19 protein-coding genes are annotated in these 20,354 nt (G+C 66.6%); 13 read left to right on the forward strand and 6 right to left on the reverse strand.

The genetic code is table 11. The annotated features are described in order from the left end of the window. Positions 1-20: 20 nt before the first annotated feature. The 7 genes from E3T51_RS16830 to E3T51_RS14375 all read left to right on the forward strand — a co-directional run bounded on the left by E3T51_RS16830 (position 21) and on the right by E3T51_RS14375 (position 8,616). Positions 21-161 carry a hypothetical protein gene (locus E3T51_RS16830; RefSeq protein WP_166806494.1) on the forward strand — a complete coding sequence of 47 codons (141 nt, stop codon included), beginning with the start codon at positions 21-23 and terminating at the stop codon, positions 159-161. 46 nt (positions 162-207) lie between these two features. After that, positions 208-1,173: a UDP-glucose 4-epimerase GalE gene (galE, locus tag E3T51_RS14350; protein ID WP_134530407.1), complete on the forward strand. Its 966-nt coding sequence runs from the start codon at positions 208-210 to the stop codon at positions 1,171-1,173. A 217-nt stretch (positions 1,174-1,390) separates the two neighbouring features. Next, the gene (locus tag E3T51_RS14355; protein WP_134530408.1) at positions 1,391-1,708 is read left to right on the forward strand and encodes a WhiB family transcriptional regulator; all 318 of its coding nucleotides are present in this window, start codon (positions 1,391-1,393) and stop codon (positions 1,706-1,708) included. A gap of 178 nt (positions 1,709-1,886) precedes the next feature. Further along, entirely contained in the window at positions 1,887-4,901 is a 3,015-nt protein-coding gene (locus tag E3T51_RS14360; protein WP_134530409.1) for a glycosyltransferase family 2 protein, read from the forward strand. Next, on the forward strand, positions 4,891-6,348 hold the full coding sequence (locus E3T51_RS14365; RefSeq protein ID WP_134530410.1) for a DUF5719 family protein: 1,458 nt from the start codon (positions 4,891-4,893) through the stop codon (positions 6,346-6,348). The genes E3T51_RS14360 and E3T51_RS14365 overlap by 11 nt, the downstream gene beginning before the upstream one ends. A 136-nt stretch (positions 6,349-6,484) precedes the next feature. Then, on the forward strand, positions 6,485-7,432 hold the full coding sequence (locus tag E3T51_RS14370; protein WP_338145163.1) for an MTAP family purine nucleoside phosphorylase: 948 nt from the start codon (positions 6,485-6,487) through the stop codon (positions 7,430-7,432). Continuing rightward, positions 7,429-8,616, forward strand: a complete 1,188-nt coding sequence (locus tag E3T51_RS14375; protein ID WP_134530411.1) for an NAD-dependent epimerase/dehydratase family protein — start codon at positions 7,429-7,431, stop codon at positions 8,614-8,616. Before E3T51_RS14370 ends, E3T51_RS14375 begins: the two co-directional genes overlap by 4 nt. 46 nt (positions 8,617-8,662) lie before the next feature. Here E3T51_RS14375 and E3T51_RS14380 read toward each other — a convergent pair whose 3' ends face one another. Both E3T51_RS14380 and E3T51_RS14385 read right to left on the reverse strand, forming a co-directional pair. Then, a complete protein-coding gene (locus E3T51_RS14380) occupies positions 8,663-9,814 on the reverse strand; it encodes a sensor histidine kinase (protein ID WP_134530412.1) in 1,152 nt (383 codons plus the stop codon). After that, on the reverse strand, positions 9,811-10,581 hold the full coding sequence (locus E3T51_RS14385; RefSeq protein WP_134530413.1) for a response regulator transcription factor: 771 nt from the start codon (positions 10,579-10,581) through the stop codon (positions 9,811-9,813). Before E3T51_RS14385 ends, E3T51_RS14380 begins: the two co-directional genes overlap by 4 nt. Before the next feature lie 232 nt (positions 10,582-10,813). On the opposite strand from E3T51_RS14385, the gene E3T51_RS14390 reads away from it, so the two are divergent. From E3T51_RS14390 to E3T51_RS14400, 3 genes are read left to right on the forward strand one after another with little or no spacing between them, the layout of a single operon-like run. Next, complete coding sequence (locus E3T51_RS14390) at positions 10,814-11,530, forward strand: glycosyltransferase family 2 protein (protein WP_134530414.1); 717 nt, start codon at positions 10,814-10,816, stop codon at positions 11,528-11,530. Beyond that, the gene (locus E3T51_RS14395) at positions 11,527-12,201 is read left to right on the forward strand and encodes a TIGR04282 family arsenosugar biosynthesis glycosyltransferase (protein ID WP_134530415.1); all 675 of its coding nucleotides are present in this window, start codon (positions 11,527-11,529) and stop codon (positions 12,199-12,201) included. The genes E3T51_RS14390 and E3T51_RS14395 overlap by 4 nt, the downstream gene beginning before the upstream one ends. Beyond that, positions 12,198-12,959: a class I SAM-dependent methyltransferase gene (locus E3T51_RS14400; protein ID WP_134530416.1), complete on the forward strand. Its 762-nt coding sequence runs from the start codon at positions 12,198-12,200 to the stop codon at positions 12,957-12,959. The genes E3T51_RS14395 and E3T51_RS14400 overlap by 4 nt, the downstream gene beginning before the upstream one ends. A gap of 153 nt (positions 12,960-13,112) precedes the next feature. On the opposite strand, the gene E3T51_RS14405 is transcribed toward E3T51_RS14400, so the two are convergent. Together E3T51_RS14405 and E3T51_RS14410 are read right to left on the reverse strand one after the other, a co-directional pair. Beyond that, positions 13,113-13,631 (reverse strand): hypothetical protein, encoded by a 519-nt coding sequence (locus tag E3T51_RS14405; protein ID WP_134530417.1) that lies wholly within the window; start codon positions 13,629-13,631, stop codon positions 13,113-13,115. Continuing rightward, on the reverse strand, positions 13,631-14,884 hold the full coding sequence (locus E3T51_RS14410) for a molybdopterin-dependent oxidoreductase (protein ID WP_134530418.1): 1,254 nt from the start codon (positions 14,882-14,884) through the stop codon (positions 13,631-13,633). The genes E3T51_RS14405 and E3T51_RS14410 overlap by 1 nt, the downstream gene beginning before the upstream one ends. Positions 14,885-14,995: 111 nt before the next feature. On the opposite strand from E3T51_RS14410, the gene E3T51_RS14415 reads away from it, so the two are divergent. After that, positions 14,996-16,378 carry a glycosyltransferase family 87 protein gene (locus E3T51_RS14415; RefSeq protein ID WP_134530419.1) on the forward strand — a complete coding sequence of 461 codons (1,383 nt, stop codon included), beginning with the start codon at positions 14,996-14,998 and terminating at the stop codon, positions 16,376-16,378. A gap of 426 nt (positions 16,379-16,804) precedes the next feature. Here E3T51_RS14415 and E3T51_RS14420 read toward each other — a convergent pair whose 3' ends face one another. Together E3T51_RS14420 and E3T51_RS14425 are read right to left on the reverse strand one after the other, a co-directional pair. Next, complete coding sequence (locus E3T51_RS14420) at positions 16,805-17,491, reverse strand: hypothetical protein (RefSeq protein ID WP_134530420.1); 687 nt, start codon at positions 17,489-17,491, stop codon at positions 16,805-16,807. 320 nt (positions 17,492-17,811) lie between these two features. Continuing rightward, positions 17,812-18,258: a metallopeptidase family protein gene (locus E3T51_RS14425; protein WP_134530421.1), complete on the reverse strand. Its 447-nt coding sequence runs from the start codon at positions 18,256-18,258 to the stop codon at positions 17,812-17,814. Positions 18,259-18,302: 44 nt separating this feature from the next. On the opposite strand from E3T51_RS14425, the gene E3T51_RS14430 reads away from it, so the two are divergent. Both E3T51_RS14430 and ahcY read left to right on the forward strand, forming a co-directional pair. After that, entirely contained in the window at positions 18,303-18,539 is a 237-nt protein-coding gene (locus E3T51_RS14430; protein WP_134530422.1) for a DUF3499 family protein, read from the forward strand. A gap of 102 nt (positions 18,540-18,641) precedes the next feature. After that, the gene (gene ahcY, locus E3T51_RS14435) at positions 18,642-20,129 is read left to right on the forward strand and encodes an adenosylhomocysteinase (RefSeq protein WP_134530423.1); all 1,488 of its coding nucleotides are present in this window, start codon (positions 18,642-18,644) and stop codon (positions 20,127-20,129) included. The last annotated feature ends 225 nt before the right edge of the window (positions 20,130-20,354 follow it).

The following is a 20,354-nucleotide window of genomic DNA, read 5'->3' on the forward strand; positions in this document are numbered from 1 at the left end:
CAATTCATAAAGTTTCTGCCATGTTCATTCTTTTTCTTCTTCTCACCGCCCTCGCGGTCGCCGCTATCGTTGCCACGATTGGGTCCGTTCGGCGCGACGGCTACGGCCGACGAGCCCCCCGGATGACCGATGAAAGCGATGCTTTGGTTCGCTGGCGCTAGCCTGTAGCGGTGGCGCACCGAGTGTCGCACGAGCGAACGGGGCGTCATGGCGTGGTTGGTTACCGGCGGAGCGGGCTACATCGGCGCCCACGTGGTGCGTGCATTCCAGGCTGAAGGCCTCGACGTGGTCGTGCTTGATGATCTCTCCAGCGGCCACGAGTCATTTGTGCCGGCCGGGGTCCCATTCATCCGGGCGAATGTGCTCGACGGTGACACCTTGTTGCACGCCTTTCATGAGCACCGAGTGACCGGCGTCGTGCACGTTGCCGGATTCAAGTACGCCGGCGTCTCGGTGCAGCGCCCGTTGCACACCTACGAACAGAATGTAACGGCCACCGCCACGCTGCTTGCCGCCATGGACTCGGCCGAGATTGACCGCATCGTGTTCTCATCGAGCGCTGCCGTCTACGGCACTCCGCGCACGGACCTCGTCACCGAAGAGACACCGAAGAACCCGGAGTCGCCCTATGGTGAATCCAAGCTGATCGGCGAGTGGCTGCTGCGCGATCAGGCCGTCGCGACCGGGCTGCGCCACACCTCGCTGCGCTACTTCAACGTCGTCGGCTCCGGCGACCTCGCCCTCCGCGACACCAGCCCGCACAACCTCTTTCCGCTCATTTTTGCCGCGCTGCTCGATGGGCGCACCCCGCGCATCAACGGCGACGACTATGCGACTCCCGACGGAACCTGCGTGCGCGACTACATTCACGTGGCCGACCTCGCGCTCTCACACGTCGCCGCAGCCCGCCGCCTCGACGCCGGCGACGCGATCGAGCCGGTCTACAACCTCGGCAGTGGCGACGGCGTCTCGGTCGGTGAAATCATGGCGAGCGTGCGCCGAGTGACCGGTATCGACTTCGTGCCAGAGATCGGCGCACGCCGCGTCGGTGACCCGGATCGCATCGTGGCCTCGGGCGCGCTCGCGGCCCGCGATCTGCAATGGAATATGGGCCACACCCTGGAGCAGATGGTGCAGAGCGCCTGGGACTCCTCGCGCGCCGCTGCGCATTGAGGGCTGCGACACGCCGACTCCTAGCCTGATCGTGCTACGTTCGCAACGTTGCTTCGAGTTTGCAGCACCCCCCGAACGCCCGAATTCGTCGCCGTCGGCGCGTCGCAACCCTCTAGCCCGTATTGAGGGTTTACGATCTGCGACTTGACGTCATCGAATTACACCGGTGTAATTAGGTGCAGCACTAAACGGTGCGTAGCGAGCGCTGGGAGACGATATGGCTATACCTGACTATCGTTCCGGAGTACCAGAGGACTGGTTCGTTGACCCTGTCGCCCTCGGTGTTCCGGGAATACGACAAGATCTCGGCGACGAGAATCTTTTAGCCTGGCAGGCCGACTCGCTCTGCGCTCAGACCGACCCCGAGGCGTTCTTTCCCGAAAAGGGCGGTTCCACCCGCGACGCTAAGAAAATCTGCTCCGGCTGCGAGGTGCGCAACCAGTGCCTCGAGTACGCGCTCGGCAACGACGAGCGGTTCGGCATTTGGGGCGGCCTGTCCGAGCGTGAGCGCCGCAAACTGCGCAAGCGCGCCTAGCGTTCGCTCGTTGAGTAACGCTCGGCGTCCCGTAAGCGGACGCCCGACCGACCCATTTGCGCGACGCTGTTTCTGAACGGATGCTGCGGCATCCGCTTCGCTATTGCCCAGTCAATATTTGAGGCGCGCCCTCTCGGTTCAGGGCCGACCGCCGATCCCGACCTAGGCTGGTTCTGTTATGCAACCGAGAGTCACCGCCATCCTTGTCGCCAGAAACGGCGCGAAACACCTTGAGCGAACTCTCAAGGCGCTGTCGCTACAGACCCGTAAACCCGACATTGTCATCACCGTGGACTGCGGCTCGAGCGATGCGACCGCGAAACTGCTCGCCGCATTCGGGCCGACGCAGTTCATTGCCGCCGACGCTGATCTGAACTTTGGGCAGGCGATCGCTGCCGCCGTGCGGGTGACGACGCCGCCCACCCACGATCGCGAGCTGCTCTGGCTGCTCGCCCAGGACAGCGCGCCCGACCCGAATGCGCTCGAAATCCTCGTTGACGCTCTCGAGATCGCCCCCTCGGTGGCCGTGGCCGGACCCAAAGTGATGGAGTGGATCGCCGGCGAATACATCCACAACTTCGGTGAGTCCATGACGCCGACCGGTACCACCGTCACCCTCGTCGAAAGCGAACTCGACCAGGGCCAACACGACGGCCTGAGCGACGTGCTCGCCGTCAGCGCCGGCGGTCTGCTCGTGCGCCACACCGTCTGGGAACAGCTCGGCGGATTCGATCCGGCCCTCCCAACCGTGGACGACTCGCTCGACTTCTGCGTGCGCGTGCGCCTGGCCGGATACCGGGTGTCGGTAGTACCGGCCGCTCGTGTGGCGTCGGCTGGTGACGGTATTGCCGGACCAAACCAGTCCTCGCGGGGGCGGCTCCGTCGCCGCCGGGTACGGGCCGAACGTTCTGCCCAACTTCATCGCCGCCTGGTCTACGCTCCGGCCTGGACCCTGGTTTTTCACTGGCTGTCTCTGCTGCCGCTGGCCTTTCTGCGCTCGATCGGGCAACTGCTGCGCAAGGAACCGGGCGCGATCATCGGCGAATTCTCTGCGGCCTTCGGCGCCGCCTTCAACGGAATGCGCGTTGGCAATGCCCGCCGTTCGTTCGCCAAGACCCGAACTCTCGGCTGGGATGCCATTGCAACCCTGCGGGTTCCCTCAGCCGAAGTGCGCCGACGGCACTCGCTCAAACGTGAGGCGAGCCTGTTCGGCTTGCACGGTGAACGGCCCGAAATTCACTTCTTCTCCGGCGGCGGCGCCTGGACCATGCTCGCCGCGGCCGTCGTAGGCATCATTATGATGGTGCCGCTGCTCGGCGCCGACACCCTCACCGGTGGTGGACTGCTGCCGCTCTCACCGACTCTGCCCGAGCTGTGGGCGAGCGTCGGCTACGGCTGGCGCGACCTGGGACTCGGCTTCGTCGGAGCGGCCGACCCATTCGCCGCGGTCGTGGCCGTGCTCGGCTCGATCGCATTCTGGTCGCCCTCGTTCGCGCTCGTGTTGGTCTACGCCCTGGCCTTCCCGCTGGGAGCGATCGGTGCGTGGATGGCCGCAACCCGCCTGACCGACCGCGGCAGCCTGCGCGCCCTGGCCGCGGCCCTCTGGGTGCTGGCCCCAACGTTTCTGATCGCCCTTGCCGACGGACGCCCCGCCGCAATTCTCGTCCACCTGCTGCTGCCCTGGCTGTTCTTCGCCTGGTTTGCTGCCGCGCGCACCTGGTCGGCGTCGGCATCCGCTGCCCTGTTGTTCGCTGCCGTCGTGGCCTCTGCGCCGTCACTGGCCCCGGCACTGCTCCTGGTCTGGCTGTTCAGTGTGGCCCTGGCCGGCCGCCGGGTGATGCGCTTCATCGGTATTCCGCTGCCTGCGCTCTCGCTGGCGCTACCGCTCATTGTCGACCAGGGCCTGCGCGGCGACTGGCTGTCCCTCGTCGCCGACCCGGGTCTGCCCGTGCCGAGCGGACACGCACCCACCCTGCAACTGCTGCTCGGGCTGCCCGGCTCCGGCGGCTGGGCGGCCGTGCTCGACGGATTTGGCATCGTCGGCTTCGACCCGCAACTGTTTGTGCCCATCCTGCTCGCGCCACTGGCCGTGCTCGCCTTGCTAGCGCTGCTACTGCCCGGCGCGCGTTTGGCCAGCGGTGCCTGGCTGGTCGCGCTGCTCGGTTTCGGCACGGCCCTCGTCACCAATCAGCTCGTTCTCGCCGCGATCGGGGCCGAACCGGTGCGCGTCTGGTCTGGCGCCGGCCTCAGCCTGTATTGGCTCGGCCTGGTCGGCGCTCTCATTATCGGTCTGCGCTCGCTGCGCCGGTTCGCGTCGACGCCCGGCGTTGTCGCAGCCCTCGCTCTGGCCGTTGTCGTTCTCCCGCTTATTGGCTCACTGCACCTCGGCACCGCAGCTGTGCGCGAGGGAACCGGGCAGACCCAACCGGCCTTCGTCGCCGCCGAAGCCCAGATCGACAACCGGGTCGGCACGCTCAAGCTCACCCCGCAGGCCGACGGCGGCCTGCTCGCGTCCATCGAGCGCGGCGTTGGCGCCACCCTGAACCAACAATCCACCCTGGACAGCACAGACCAGACTCTTAGCGGCCGAGAGGAAACGCTCGCGGAGCTCTCCGGAAACCTGGCTTCGCGCAGCGGACTCGACGCCAGCGCGGACCTGGCCGAGTGGGGCATCCGCTTTATCGTCTTGCAGCCGGCCGGTTCGGGCATCGACGCCGCCGACACCGCGTTGCGCACCGAAACGGCCCTCGACGGCAACTCCGCCTTGGCCCCGGTCGGCGACACCGAGTTTGGCCGCCTGTGGCAGTTCGGTGAAACGGATGCCGCGGCGTCGACGCCCAGACCGGCTCGCGCCGGCGGCGTCTTCGGGCTCGTGACCCTGCTCATTGCCCTCGCCGTGGTGGGCAGCGCGGTGTTGTTGTCGCTGCCGATCGGCGCCGGCCGTGAAGCCGTGCGCCAGGCTAATCGTGATGCGATTCGCCGGGCAGCCCGCGCAAACGCTAAGCAGAAACCCAAACGGGTGCGGCGGGGAAAGGGCTCGGTGCCGTCTGATCTGGAGGCCGACCTGGAAGTGCCGCTCGGCACCGACCTCGAAGCCGACCTCGCGATAGACCGGGAGACGGGCGTCGGAACCGGACTGGAATCGCCTGATGATGGCACCGCCGATCCCGTGGAGGACGACAATGCCCGATAAGAGTCAACTTGCCCGCATCGGCGGTCGGGCCGGACGCGGTGTACTCGGCCTCGCCGGCATCGCCGTCGTCGTCGCGACGCTCGGAGCGGCCACCCTCGTGACCCTGCCGACCATCGAACGCGAGCCGCAATCGAGCGAGATCGCGCCGCTGCCGAGCGAGCAGCAGCGGGTCTGTCCTGGGCCGCTGCTGACCCTCGCCGAAGACTCGACGCAGGCGCAGTCCGCGTCGAGTGTGGGGGCGGCATCGGTTGTGTATGGCGCTAATGACGCGGTGTCGCTGGAACAGATTCGGCCGCAGGTCACCGAGATCAGCGCGGTCGACGATGTGAACAGTCGACAGCCGCCGTTGCTGCTGACCGTCCCCGTGCAGAGTGGCGCCACCGTGCCACCGCTGGTGGCCGGCAGCCAGTCGCAGGTTGCCGCCACCGACACCATTGGCGGACTCGCCGTCGCTGCCTGCGCCGAAGCGGTCAGTGACAGCTGGATCGTCGGGGGATCGACCGATATCGGACGCACCAGCCTTCTGCTGCTGAGCAATCCCACCCCCGTGCTTGCGACCGTCGACGTGACGGTCTTCGGTGAGAGCGGCCTCATCGACGCACCCGGATCGACCGGCATTCTGGTGCAGCCGGGTGAGCAGCGGGTCATCTCACTGGCCGGCCTCGCGCCGAACGTGAAATCGCCGGTGCTTCAGGTGTCATCGCGCGGTGGACAGGTCGCTGCGTCACTGGAGGAGAGCAGCATTCGGGGCATTGAACCGGGCGGAGTCGAGATCATCGGCACCACCGCGACGCCCGCCTTCAATCAGATTATTGCGGGGGTGCGCGTGATGGCGGACGTCAGCGCCGAGACAGTCACGACGGGCGAGGGTTTCAACGCCGACACCCCGTCGATTCGGGTATTCGTGCCGGGCTCCAGCGCGGCGACGGTGCAGATCGGCGTGACGGGTGCCGACGGAACCACAGAGGGAACATCGACCCAGGTGGACGTCGAACCCGGTATTGCCACCGAGATTCCGCTCGCGCCGCTGGCCGTGGGTAGCTTCTCGGTGCACCTGCGCTCTGACGAGCCGATCGTCGCGGCCGCGCGCACCGTCACCGACAGTGCCGGCGGTAAGGACTTCGGCTGGTTCTCCGCCTCGGCACCGCTGGTCGGTTCCTTCGCCATAGCCGTGGCCGCCGGCCCGTCACCGACCCTGCACCTGGTCAACGGCGGGGCAGCGGATACCGCACTCACCCTCACGCCCGCCGAGGGCACCCCGGTCGATCTCCAGATCGATGCCGGAGCGAGCGCCACGGTGCCGGTGTCTGGCGGAGTGACCTACGTCGTGAGCGGCGGTTCGGAACTCTGGGCGCTCGTGGACTATTCCGGTGACGGGGTACTGTCGTCTTTCGCCGTGAACCCGCCCGGGCCGCTGGCCTCATCGATCCGCGTCTACACGCGCTAGTTCCCTCTTCTTTTTGGACGGGGCCCGGGCCCCGTCCCCGTGAGGGCGCTACGGGGCGGGAGCATCTGTCTGGCGACGGGCTGCAGGTTTCGATGACACACTGAACACTCGACTTGTAACCCGCTGGGAGCCGCTTGTGACGCTTGACCCGACTGCCTCGATTGTTGATCCATTGGTCGATCCTCTGGCCGACCCGACCGCGCGGGCGGAGATCGCCGTGATCGGCGGTTCCGGACTCTACGAACTCATCGACCCATCCGGCGCCGTGACGCACCAAGTGCAGACGCCGTACGGAACCGCTCCGGTCACAATCGGCCTGCGCGCCGGTCGACGCGTCGCGTTCCTGCCGCGGCACGGCAGTGGCCACAGCGTCGCCCCGCACCTGATCAATTACCGCGCCAATATCTGGGCTCTCGCCTCGATCGGCGTGCGCGCGATCATCTCCTCGTCGGCCGTCGGCGGTGTCACGCCGGAGTATGCGCCGGGGCTGCTCGTGGTCACCGACCAGTTCATCGACCGCACGAGTGGTCGCTCCGACACCTTCTACGACCGGGAATCGGTGCAGCATCTCTCCGCCGCCGACCCGTTCGACCCGGCGCTGCGCGGCTATGCCGTGCGCGCGCTCAAGGACCTCGGCGAGAACTTCGCGCCCACCGGAACCGTCGTCGTCATCCAGGGCCCGCGGTTCTCGACCCGGGCCGAGTCGGTCTGGTTCCGGTCGATCGGCGCACACATCGTCAACATGACCGCCTACCCCGAGATTGTGTTGGCCGGCGAACTCAACATGGGCACGGTCAACCTGTCGTTCGTAACCGACGCCGATGCCGGGCTGGCGTCGGTAGCCGCCGCTGGGTCCGGTGATTCGGGCAGTCCCAAGCCGACCGTCGTCACAACCGCCACCGAGACGGATGCCGTTACCGCGTCGGCCGTGTTCCGTCGCCTCCACGACGCCCAGCCACGCATCCTGGCCGCGATCGACGGGATCCTGCGTGCCCTGCCGACGGACTTCGTCCCGCGTGAGCTCATCGACCCAGCCCAGGTCGACGCCGTGCTGGCACGTGCCGTGGCATCGGAGATCGCATGACCGTCGTGCTCATCACCGGGGGCGCGGGCTTCATCGGGTCTGCGATCGTCGATGCCGCCCTCGCCCACGGCTACACCGTGCGAGTGCTTGACTCCCTACGCGCCGACGTGCACGGTTTCGTGCCGGACCTTCCCACCGTTTCGGGCCGGCAACGCGGGTCCGGCAACGCGAGCTGGGCGGGACTCGATCCGCGCGTCGAGTTCGTACACGGCGACGTCACCGAGCCGGCCACGGTGTCCCGAGCACTCGACGGCATCGACGTAGTGTGCCATCAAGCCGCCAAGGTGGGCCTCGGCGTCGACTTCGCCGACGCTCCCGACTACGTGCACAGCAATGAGGTGGGAACCGCGGTGTTGTTGGCCGCCATGGCCGAGCGGGGCATCCGTCGCCTGGTTTTGGCCTCATCTATGGTGGTCTACGGCGAGGGCAGCTACCGCGGTGCGAACGGATTCACCCGGCCCGGCCCGCGCCTCGCGAGCGACCTCGATGCCGGACGCTTTGACCCCCTCGATCCGGAGACGGGGCAGGCGCTTGAGCCCGTTTTGGTGAGTGAAACTGATCCGCTCGACCCGCGCAACGTCTATGCGAGCAGCAAACTCGGTCAGGAATACCTCGCCACGGCGTGGGCCCGCTCGACCGGCGGTCGCGTCGCCGCCCTGCGGTATCACAATGTCTATGGTCCTGGCATGCCGCAAAACACGCCCTATGCGGGAGTTGCCTCGCTGTTCCGTTCGGCCATCGAACGCGGTGAGGCCCCGCGGGTCTACGAAGACGGGCGTCAGCGCCGCGACTTCGTGCACGTACGCGATGTAGCCTTGGCCAACATCGCGGCACTGGACTTCACCGCGTTCGACTGGAACTCGCGATCGACCACGACCCAAACGGATGCCGCCAATCCCGTACCCTTCCTGCAGGCCGCGCATTCCGATTCGGGAATATTTCGCCCGTTCAACGTCGGCAGCGGAATCGTGCACACCATCGGCGATATGGCGAGCGCCCTCGCCGCGGCGTCCGGCGGCCTGGCTCCGATCGTGACCGGGCAATATCGACTCGGCGACGTGCGGCACATCACCGCATCCTCAGAGCGCTTGCACCGTGAACTTGGCTGGTCCGCTCAGGTCTCGTTCGAAGACGGCATGCGCGAGTTCGCGACGGCGCCCCTGCGTGCAGCCGTAAGGCCCTAGGCAATAGCCGGTCCCCTGGCTCGACCTCACCGACCAGCATCGGCTATCACCCCAGCGGATGCTGCGGCAACAGCAGCTCAAACCGGCATCCGTTCTCAACATTGGTCACGGTCGCCTGCCCAGCATGAGCCCGCACGATTCCCTCGACGATCGCAAGGCCCAACCCGCCGCCGCCGCTCTGACCGGCGCCGGTTCCCCAAGCGGACGTGGTGCGCGGCTCGCTCGCTCGCCAGCCCGCCTCGAACACCCGGCCAAGGTCCCGCTCTGGAATTCCTCCGGCCGCATCGACGACGGAGATCACCGCCCGTCCGTCGACGTGCGGGGTGACCGAGACAACGATGGCGCTCCCGGCCGGGGAATGCTGAATGGCGTTCATGACCAGGTTCCCGACCGCACGGGCGAGTTCGCGGGCATCCGCCTGCAGGGTGAGACCGCGTTCGCCCTCGAATCGCAGGTCAAGGGATTTGGCGAGGGCGACCGGTGCGAGATCGGCGATTGTGTCGCTGATCAAGTCATACAGGGCGACTCGTTCGAGGTTGAGTTGGAGGGCACCGGCGTGGATCTTGGACAGCTCGAACAGGTCATCGACCATGCCGCTGAGGCGGTCCACCTGCCCGCGAATCTGCCCGTAATAGCGTTCGGGATCGGGCGCCATGCCGTCTTCGAGGGCCTCGGCCATGGCGCGAATACCGGCGAGGGGCGTGCGAAGATCGTGCGAGATCCAGGCCACGATTTCGCGGCGTGACGTCTCAATGCGCTCCTCCCGCTTGCGGGATTCAGCCAGCCGATCGGCCGTCGCGGCCAGTTCCCCGGCGAGCGAGGCGAACTCCGTACTCGTATGCCGATCCGGGGATATAACGGATTCGCCGCGACCGATGCTTGCCGCCGCGGCCCGAAAGTACCGGTTGTCGCGCGCAAGCGAGCGCCCCAGCACCGAGGCCATCACGAGCGACACGATCCCGGCGACAACGGCCACCGAGTAGAACACGTCCAGGTCGTGCGCCGATAGATACATCAGGGACGCCACCGCGGACGTTCCGCTGACCACCGACGCAATGGTCGCGAACGCGACGACGACCACCTGCATCACGAGCGACCACCGCGACAGCAGGCGCAGGGTCAGCAGTGCGAGCGCGCCCACGACGAGCGCGCAGGCGAGCGCGATGCCGGCGACGGTCGCAAACACCTCAACGCTCATCGCAACGCTTCGTCAACGGTGCCTTCGCTGGCGCCGAGCGGCACCGGATCGAACCGATATCCGACCCCCCACACCGTATTGACGAGAAGCGGATGCGCCGGGTCGGCTTCGATCTTCTCCCGCAGCCGCCGCACGTGCACGGTTACCGTGGACAGGTCACCGAATTCCCAGCCCCAGACCGTGCGGAGCAACTCCTCGCGGGTCAGCACCTTCGACGGCCGCCAGATCAGATAGGCGAGCAGGTCGAACTCGCGGGCGGTGAGCACGAGCGGCTGGCCGCGCAGCCGAATCTCATGCGCGGCCAGGTTAAGCGAGAATTCGCCGGCATCGAGGATTCCCTCCGGAATGGACTCGGTGCCACTGCGCCGCAATACTGACTGCACCCGCAGCACGAGCTCCCGAGGCGAAAACGGCTTCACCAGATAATCATCGGCGCCAGCTTCGAGGCCCTCGATGCGGTGTTCCTCTTCGCCGAGCGCGGTCAGCATGATCACCGGAAGCGCGCCCCAGCTCGAGCGGATACGCCGACATACCTCGATACCATCCAGCAGCGGGAGCATGCGGTCCAGCACCACCAGATCGGGCAGGGCGATTTCGGCCTGGCGCAGGCCGGCGAGCCCGTCGGTGGCCTCATCCACGACGAATCCGGCGGCGCGCAGGTACCGTCCGACCACCTCGGATACCGTCGGGTCGTCCTCGATGACGAGCACGCGACGGCCGACGAGGGCATCCGCTCTGGGCGGCGCAAAATATTGGGAGGGAGACACCCCCTCAGACTAGGCGTGCGGCCGCCGCGGCGCGTGGGGGCGCGCGCATCGGTGCAGTGGATGCATTTTTCCCGTGATGCGCCGGGGTGAACCCGGGCCGCTGGGCCCGGGCGCCGAGGCATGGCTGTCCGACTTCGACCGGAAACACCCTCCACACCGCTTCCCCAGTTTGTTCCGTGATTCGTAACCTCTTTCACCCCGCAGGCCCAGACACCCCGCCTAGGGTCGAATAATGATCAACATTCGGGTAGACGTGGTGTTGCCCTGCCTAAACGAGGCGCAGGCACTGCCATGGATTCTTGACCGCATGCCCGTGGGCTACCGCGCGATTGTCGTCGACAACGGCTCGACCGACGGATCCGCCGCACTCGCCCGTAGTCTCGGCGCCCGGGTTGTGCACGAAAGTCGCCGCGGATTCGGGGCCGCCGCCCACGCCGGTCTCCTCGCCGCCACCGCACCGATCGTGGCGTTCTGCGACGCTGACGCCTCGATGGACCCCCGCGACCTGCCGCTTGTGGTCGACCCGATCGGCGCTGACGAGGCTGATCTCGTGCTCGGACGCCGCCGCCCAACCACCCGCAACGCCTGGCCTCCGCACGCCCGTCTAGCAAATACCTATCTTTCCTGGCGACTGCGCCGAATAACCGGTGTGAACATTCATGACCTCGGCCCCATGCGAGCGGCGCGCCGCGAGCCCCTTCTTGCCCTCGACCTCCTCGATCGCCGCAGCGGGTACCCGCTGGAGATGTTTCTCGGCGCTGCAGCGGCCAACTGGCGCATCCGTGAAGTCGATACCGGTTACGCACCGCGCGTCGGCCGCAGCAAAGTGACCGGAACCGTACGTGGCACCCTCACCGCCATCAAGGACATGTCCGCGCTGCTCCGCACCGACCGCAGAACACCCGCCGCCGTCAACACCTTCAGCATCCGGAACGAGGCCCGCTCATGACCGCTATCGTCGTCATTGCCAAGGAGTGCCTGCCCGGCAAGGTCAAAACCCGGTTGCATCCGCCGCTCTCGCTCGAGCAGGCTGCTGAACTCGCCGCCGCCAGCCTTGCTGACACTCTCGCCGTCGCATCACACCTGCCGGCCACGCGCCACATTCTGGCGTTCGATGGCGTGACTGCGCCCGTGGAGGCATCAGAGTGGGAGATTCTGCCGCAAACCGCTGGCGGCCTGGACGAACGCCTCGCTGCCATCTTCGACACCCTCACCGAGCCCACACTGCTGCTGGGAATGGACACCCCGCAGGTCAGTATTGGGCTGCTCGCCCCCGTGTTCACGAGCTGGGACGACGAAACGGATGCCTGGTTCGGACCAGCCGATGACGGCGGCTTCTGGGCGCTCGGCCTGAAAAACCCGAGTGGAGCGCTGCTCCGCGGCATCCCGATGAGCCGCTCCGACACCGGCGCCCACCAGCTGCAACGCCTCGACGAGGCCGGACTCAGTGTGCGCCTGTTGCCGGTGCTCACCGATATCGACACGATAACGGATGCCCACACCGTCGCCTCGGTCGCACCCGACACGCGCTTCGCGCGCGCTTTCGCGGGGGTGCGGGCATCCGCTCGCCTGGAGAACTTCGATTTTTTCCCGGCACCCCTGAGCGGGGCACGCTCATGACAGTCGCGGCGCCGCGCCTGTGGGTAAAGCGGACGGACGGAGCGGTCGACGACGTGGACCGCACGACCGCCGAACGCTTTCGCCACCCGACCACGTTCGGAGCTGGCGGGTCCGAACCGTATGCCCAGGCGTTGCAGAGCGACGACAACGTTCTCTACCTCCACGGCAATCGGGCCGGTGCCGCATCGGGCGCGCCGATGCGCGTGTCGACAATGCATGCCGGGCGCTGGAGCGCCGGAGCCGATCCGATCGACCGTTCTCTGCTCGCTGGGGCGGCCGGACCGGTGCTCGACATCGGCTGCGGACCGGGTCGCATGATCCAGGCCGCCCTCGACGCGGGACTCGACGCCCTCGGAGTCGATGTTTCGCCGACCGCCGTGCGGATCGCCCTCGCGGCGGGGCTCGCCGTTCTCCAGCGCTCCGTCTTCGACGACATTCCGCTGGAGGGAACCTGGGCAACCCTGCTGCTCGTCGACGGCAACATCGGCATCGGTGGTGACCCGGACGCCCTGCTTGACCGATGCGCGACGCTGCTCGCCGTCGACGGTGTGCTCGTCGTCGAGGTGCACCGTGACCCCGAGCACGACCTCGCCTATGAAGGAACCCTGCACGACGCTGCCGGACACGCGAGCGACGCGTTCCCGTGGGCCGAACTCGGCGTCAGCGCCCTGTCCCGGAGGGCCGAAAAGGTCGGACTGGTGCAGGTCGCCGAATGGACTCGCGGGGACCGCTCCTTCGCCCGCCTGGCTCGCGCCTAGTCCCTGCCTGCCGACCTGCCTGCTCCGCTCGCGCTGGCGGACGGGGCCCAGGCCCCGTCCCTGGGGCCAGTTTATAAACTGGCCCCAGGGCCACAAGGTGAGCCCGGAGTCGTGGGCTCGAACCTGGAGCCGTGGGCCCGAAAGCCCGGCACCTCACCGCCCGGAGTCGTCCGGAAGGGTCGTGACCGGGCTCTGCCAGCGTAGGAACGCCCACACCGACAGCCCCACGGTGATCAGGGCCAGCACGAGCCAGAAGATCGCCAGGTTCAGCCCGTAGCTCAGCGGCAACACGGTCGGATTCGCGGGGGCGAAATTCTTCGCCACCATCGTGGGCACGGCGATCAGCGACACGATCGACCCAACCACAATTGCGCCTTGAACGATCGCAATGACCGTGCCGGTTACGCGCCGACCGACGCGGCGAAGCGCGATCCCGAACGCAAACACGATCGGCGCAAGAATCGCATCGTGCAGCACGATCGCCGCCACGATCCACAACATCACTCCCGGAATCCGGGTCAGCCGCACCGAATCGAACAGCACGAACGCGCCCCAGGCGAGCAGCAGCACACCGACACCCACCAGCGCCAGGCGGATGCTGCGCATCCGTCGGCTGGTCGACGGCGCGATTCCGGCCGGCGGGGGAGTGAGCCCCGTGATACTCGTTGTCATCAGATCGCCTCGATTCGGCTGAGCCATTTGGTCTGCAGTACGCCGGGGCGGCCCGGCGCGATCATGCGCGCCGGATACCCGTGCTCGAGGTCGAGCGTCTCACCGTTGAGTTCGAGTGCCACCAGGGTGAGCGGGTCCCGCACATACTCGCGGCCCATCTCGGTCTTGCTGAAACTGCCGCGTTCTTCGAGGCTGATCAGGCGGAACGAGGTGTCCGGGTCGGCGCTCATCAGGTCAGCCAGGTCGCGCAGCCGCACGCCGCGCCAGTAGGCCATCTGGCTCCACCCCTCGACGCAGGCGATCGGAAGTTGAACCTCGGTCTGCGGCAGCGCCAGCAACTCTGAACGGGTGAAAGAGCGTTCGGTGCCGGCCACCGCCACGGTGAGGGCCCACCCGGCGGCCATGGCGGCATCGGCCACCTTGGCCTGCTCGCTCGTGCGGTTCACTGGAACGCCCTGCTGGCCGACGCCCTTCTTGCGCGGCCCGAACAGGTTGACCGCGTTCAACGGCGTGAAGGTCTGGCCGGCGGTCAGGCCCACGACAGCAGTGGTGGCCACGCCGATCGTCGTGAGAAATCCGCGCCGACTGACCCGGGTACGAGAGCGCGGCGTTGCATCGATGTAATCGAGCACGCGCCCGGTCACGCCGCCCGGCCGGGTGCTGCCCCACAATCGCACGGCCTCTGCATTGGAAGCCCGGTCGTTCGAGACCGCGTCTTCCAGATGGTCGCTGCCCGGGGAATCCTTGCTCCAGTACCGCGTAATCACCGGCAGCTTCACACCGATGTGAATGACCAGCAACCCGATCAGTACCCAGCCGAGCGCGAAATGCACCTGCCGAAACGGAAACGGCCACGGATACCACTGGTAGGTGTTGAGCAGCCCGATCGTGATCTGCACGAGCGAGGCGCCTACGAACAGGGCGATCGAGGCCCGTTCCAGAAAATGAACCAGGCCACGCACCGGAGGAAAGGCGAACAGGGCGGGAAAAACGATGTAGAGCTTGGCCAGAAGCAGCGGAAAACAGGCGATGCCGGCCACGATGTGCGTGCCCTGCGTCACCTGGTACAGAAACTCCGGTCGGGTCGCAAAGCGCATCCAGTCGAGCGGTTCCTGCAGAAAATGGCTGTACAGGCCGGTGCCGAAACAGATTAGAAAAGCGGCGCCGAGCAGCCGGCCGATCACCGTCGCCATCCGCGGATTGCGCACGGGCGACGCCAGCGCCCGCTGGGCCTCATACATCAATCGCCGCATACTTCTATTGCACCATTGCACCGCGGCAACAACCGAACGAAATTCCTTACAGTGTGCGGGTGTCTCGGCGGCGGACCCGGTGCGCCACAGCACCATAAGACAGACTGAACCGTGCGCATAACAATCATCGCGGCCCTGTTGGCGCTCAGCGCTGCCCTCACCGCGTTCAGCGTCAGCGCCCTCGACCTGTTCGAACCCGACCGCGACGAGGTGCAGCTCGTGCTCGTCACGAGTGCGCTCTGGCTGCTGTTCGGCCTCGCGTACTGGCTGCTGCGCCGAGTCAACGGCCGCGCCGTCATCGCCCTGATCCTGGCCGGCTCGGCCCTCATCGGCGGCGCGGCCATGGCCGGCCCTCCCAACACGAGCACCGACTCGGCCCGCTACGCCTGGGACGGCATCGTGCAAAACGCCGGCATCAGCCCCTACGCCTTCACCCCAGCGGATGACCGGCTCGATTCCCTGAGACCCGACTGGCTCTTTCCCGCCCCCGAGACCACGGCCGCAGGCAAGGAGGTCTGCGTCGGCGAACGTATCGCCACCACCCGATCGACCGACGGCGACCGTCTCTGCTCGGCCCTCAACCGCACGGCCGTGCCGACGATCTACCCACCGGCCAGCGAAATTCTTTTTGCCGGCGTGCGTTTTCTCACCGGACCGGAGCCCGCCTACTGGCCGTTGCAGGTCGTCGGGCTGTTGCTGAGTCTCGGCACGACCGTCCTGCTGCTGGTCGGCCTGCGTCGCCGCGGCCTCGACGAACGAAACGCAGCGCTCTGGGCGTGGTGTCCGCTCGTGGCGACCGAGGCGATCACCAACTCACACGTGGACATGCTCGGCGTCATCTTCGTCGTCGCGGCAGCGTTCCTGGTCTCGTCCAGAAAAGTCTGGCGCGGTGGCATCATGCTCGGAATAGCGATCGGCACCAAGCTCATCCCGGTACTGGCCGCTCCCGCACTGCTCAAACGAGGCGGCTGGCGCATGGTCGCGGCATCCGTTCTGAGCTTTGCGCTGCTGTACGTGCCCTACGTGCTGGCCACCGGAATCGGGGTGCTCGGCTACCTGCCGGGGTACCTGAGTGAGGAGGGCTACCAGGACGGCTCCCGGTTCGCGCTGGTGTCCCTGGTCGCGCCGGGGGAATCCGCCGTGATCGTCGCCGGACTGCTTCTGGCGGTCGTCGCCGTGCTGGTGATCATCAAGACCGACCAGAATCAGCCATGGGTCGGCCAACTGGTCATGATCGGCGCGACCCTGCTCGTACTCAGCCCCCGCTACCCCTGGTATGCGTTGCTGCTGCTGCCGTTCGTAGCTCTCAGCGGCCGCTGGGAATGGCTGCTGGTTCCGATGGCGCTCACCCTGCGGCTGCTCGTGCCGAATCCGGAGCTCACCCGGGCGTCGATCGCGACCGCGGTCATCGTGATCGTTGTCGTGTCGCTGCGTCGCGCCGGCCCCGGCGCCCTCAAGCGGATGCTGCACCCCCTGCGTTCCCGCCCCGCCTAAGCCACCCACGCGACGCCTGTGTGTTGACACGGAGTTCGCTCGCGTGACCGGTGCCGAACGGATCGCGGCCACCTCGGCTTCTCACGTCGCCCATGTCGCCTCCATCGGCCTGCCCCTGGACGACCTGCGCAGCCGGATGGCAGCACCCGTTTGACGCGCTGAGCGCATGCCGACGCCCAATCCTGCGGCCCATCTCCGTGGCCCCATCCCGTGGCTCATCCCGGTGGCCCATCTCCGTGGCTCATCCCTTCGGCCCAATCCCGTCGCGGCACTCGTTAGGGAAGCGGGCACTCGTATGAACGGGTGCCGGCTTCCGTAAGACGTGCCGCGAGGCGCAAGCGGTCCCGGGCACGCAGAAATCGGGGCCCGCCTGTGGCGGGCCCCGATAATTGCTGTGAAGCTGGCTCTTGTGGAAGAACCGACCGACTACTTGGTCGCGGCGGTGATGGTCGCGATACCAACGAGCATCTGGTCAGCGACGGCGTCGGTGCTGAACGTGGAGTTCAGCAGGCCGGCGGCGACGGAGGAGATGTGAACCGTGGTGCCGGTGAGGATGGCGTTGTCGCCGTCCATCTTGAGCGGCTCAAGGGTTCCACCGTAGAGGTCGAACAGCAGGGCCTGGGGCGCGACGGACTCACCGTTGACCGAAACGTCACCGAAGAGCTCCGAGGTGGCCGGGTCGATGGTGAAGTTGGTCAGTTCGACGACGATGTCGCCGGCGGTCAGTGAGAAGCCGGATCCTTCGTGCTCAATGGAGCCCTGAACGTAGGGGCGGTAGTCTTCGGCCGGGTCGTAGTACTCCACGTTTCCGCCGGTGATCGGGAAGTGCAGGCTGCCCTCTTCCAGCGTGGCTGTTCCGACAGTGCCGGCCGTGAGGCCGAGGCTCGTCAGGGCGGCGCCGAAGTCGGCGTCGAGGAGCACAGCGGTGTCAACACCGGAGAGGCTGGGGATCGAGGCGAGGGGCGTCGGAGTTGCTTCGGCCGAGCTGGAGCTGGATGAGCTCGAAGCGGGCGCCGGGGTCGTCGTGCCGGCGTCCGACGAGCAGCCGGCGAGGCCGGCGATGAGAATTCCAGCAGAGGCGAAACCGATGGTGGCCTTGGTGAATGTACGCATGGGATGAGTCCGTTTCTGTAGATCGAGCAGGTGGTGTCGGGGTCTGCATGGTGTTCGGCTCCACCCCCAAAATGGTTTGGAATTGCCCCGATCTGTTACCGTTCTGTTACTAAATACAGCAAACGTCCAGACATGCGAACGCGCCGACCGACCGGGCCGAGAGGCCGGGATCCCAGTCATAGCAAGGATCGGTCCGCTAAGCGGATGCTGTTCGCGCCGGTTTTCTACTCACGGCAGGCGTTGGGCAAGCAGCACGGGTCCGACCACGCGCCACCATCTCGTACACGTACCGCGATGGTCGTGGACATGTGTAGCAATACCTAGAAGTGGCGGAAGCGATCCGGCGCGAGGTCCCAGGGGTCTTTCCCGAGAAGTTCGGCGACGCCGCGAAAGACGCAGGTCTCGATCATCATGCGCTGGTGTATCTCATCGTTTTCGTGCAGGCGTGACAGGCGCTGGATCGGCAGGCGATAGAACACGACGCGATTCGTCTCCGGTGTCACCATCCAACGTTCCACGCCGACACCGGGTATGACCGAGGGTGGTCCGGAGGCGACCTCGAACACGGATTTGCCTAGTTCTTCGGGCCAGACGCCGCGCAGATATTCGATTGTGCTTGCGATCGTCGTGTCAAACAGGTCGATACGGGTGCGTAGTGGCGGCAGGAACGGACCGGTCGCCGAACTACGGATGCCGCGACCGTGCCGATCACGCCCGCGACCGCGCACGGTCGGTTCGGGCGCTGCTGAACGACGGGATCGAGACATGCTGCCATCCTACGGCGGCCCGGAAGCGGCTACCCTTACAGACAATGACATTCCGCCCGTGTTCTCGTGTCGCCTGCCTCGAACCTTCGGTCGCTACGCTCACCTTTGACTATGGGGAGTCCCTGGCAGTTCTCGGTCCGCTCTCCTTTCGCGCGGAACCGCACAGCTTTGACCTGTGCTCTCGCCATGCGGAGCGCACGAGCGCCCCCCAAGGCTGGCAACTCATGCGTCACCGGCTTCTGGCCGACGGCGCCGACCCTGCCAGCCCCACGGTGCCGTGACCCGCTTTCGGTGTAGGGCTGAATCCGCTGTGCTTCGTGCCCTGCATACGCACCAGCAGAACAATGTGGAGGTCTTTCAGAGAGAAATGGCAAGATAGCAGCATGACTGTCGCCGCACCCACCGTGCCCTCCACCTTCACCTACAAGATCGCCGACGTGTCGCTGGCCGAAGCTGGGCGCCACCAGCTGCGCCTGGCCGAGAATGAGATGCCGGGGCTGATGGCTCTGCGCATTGAATTCGGTGAGACCAAGCCGCTCGCTGGCGCCCGTATCGCCGGTTCCCTGCACATGACCGTGCAGACCGCCGTGCTGATCGAGACCCTCGTTGCACTCGGTGCCCAGGTGCGTTGGGCCAGCTGCAACATTTTCTCCACGCAGGACGACGCGGCCGCCGCGATCGCCGTAGGCCCCACCGGCACAGCGGATGCCCCAGCCGGCGTTCCCGTGTTCGCCTGGAAAGGGGAGACCCTCGAGGAATACTGGTGGTGCACGTCGCAGATCTTTGACTGGAGCGCCGAGGCGGCTGCGGCCGGGGCCACCTGGACCGGCCCGAACCTGATCCTCGACGACGGTGGCGACGCCACGATGCTCGTGCACAAGGGTCGCGAGTTCGAACTCGCCGGCGCCGTACCAGCGGATGCTGCCGGTGACAGCCACGAGTACGGCGTCATCCTCGCGGCCCTTCGCCGTTCGCTGGCGGAGTCGAGCGACCGTTGGACCTTGGTGGCCGCCGACCTCATGGGCGTCACCGAAGAGACCACCACCGGAGTGCACCGCCTCTACGAGCTCGCCGCGGGCAAGCAACTGTTGTTTCCGGCCATCAATGTGAATGACTCGGTCACCAAGAGCAAGTTCGATAACAAGTACGGCATTCGCCACTCGCTGCCGGACGGCCTCAATCGGGCCACGGACGTGTTAATCGGCGGCAAGGTCGTCTTCGTCGCCGGCTACGGTGATGTCGGCAAGGGCGCCGCCGAAGCACTGCGCGGCCAGGGCGCCCGGGTGATCGTGAGCGAGATCGACCCGATCAACGCGTTGCAGGCCGCGATGGACGGTTTTCAGGTCGCCCGCCTCGATTCCGTCGTGGAACAGGTTGACATCTTTGTCAGTGGCACCGGAAACTTCAATGTCATCGGTGTCGACCACATGCTGCGCATGAAGCACCTCGCCATCGTCGCCAACGTTGGCCACTTCGACAACGAGATCGACATGGCAGCGCTCGAATCGCTGCCCGGGGCGGTCAAGGTGCAGATCAAGCCGCAGGTCGACGAATGGCGCATGCCGAGCGGGCGCAGTGTGCTCGTACTGTCGGAGGGGCGCCTGATGAACCTCGGCAACGCCACCGGCCACCCCTCGTTCGTGATGAGTAACTCGTTCACCAACCAGGTCCTCGCGCAGATCGAGCTGTACGTTTCTCCGGAGAAGTACCCCGTCGGCGTGTACGTGTTGCCGAAGCTGCTCGATGAGAAGGTGGCCCGACTGCACCTCGATGCTCTCGGAGTCGAGCTGACCGTACTCACCCCCGAGCAGGCCGGCTACCTGGGCATTCCCGTAGAAGGCCCCTACAAAGTAGACCACTACCGCTACTAGCCCCCGCTCTTTCCTCCTCCTCTGCACCGGGCCCGGGCCCGGAAACCGGGCCCATGTTCTATCGTGGGCCCGGCTCCCGAAGATGGGCCCGGTTCCCGAAGGTGGGCCCGGTGCCCGAAGGTGGGCCCGGTGCCCGACAAGATCGGGGTCGGCCTCGAGAAAGCGGATGCTGCCCCTGCCGTTACTTTTCCGGGCCCGGGCCCGGAAACCGGGCCCATGTTCTAT

Source organism: Cryobacterium serini, assembly GCF_004404025.1.
Classification (GTDB): domain Bacteria; phylum Actinomycetota; class Actinomycetes; order Actinomycetales; family Microbacteriaceae; genus Cryobacterium; species Cryobacterium serini.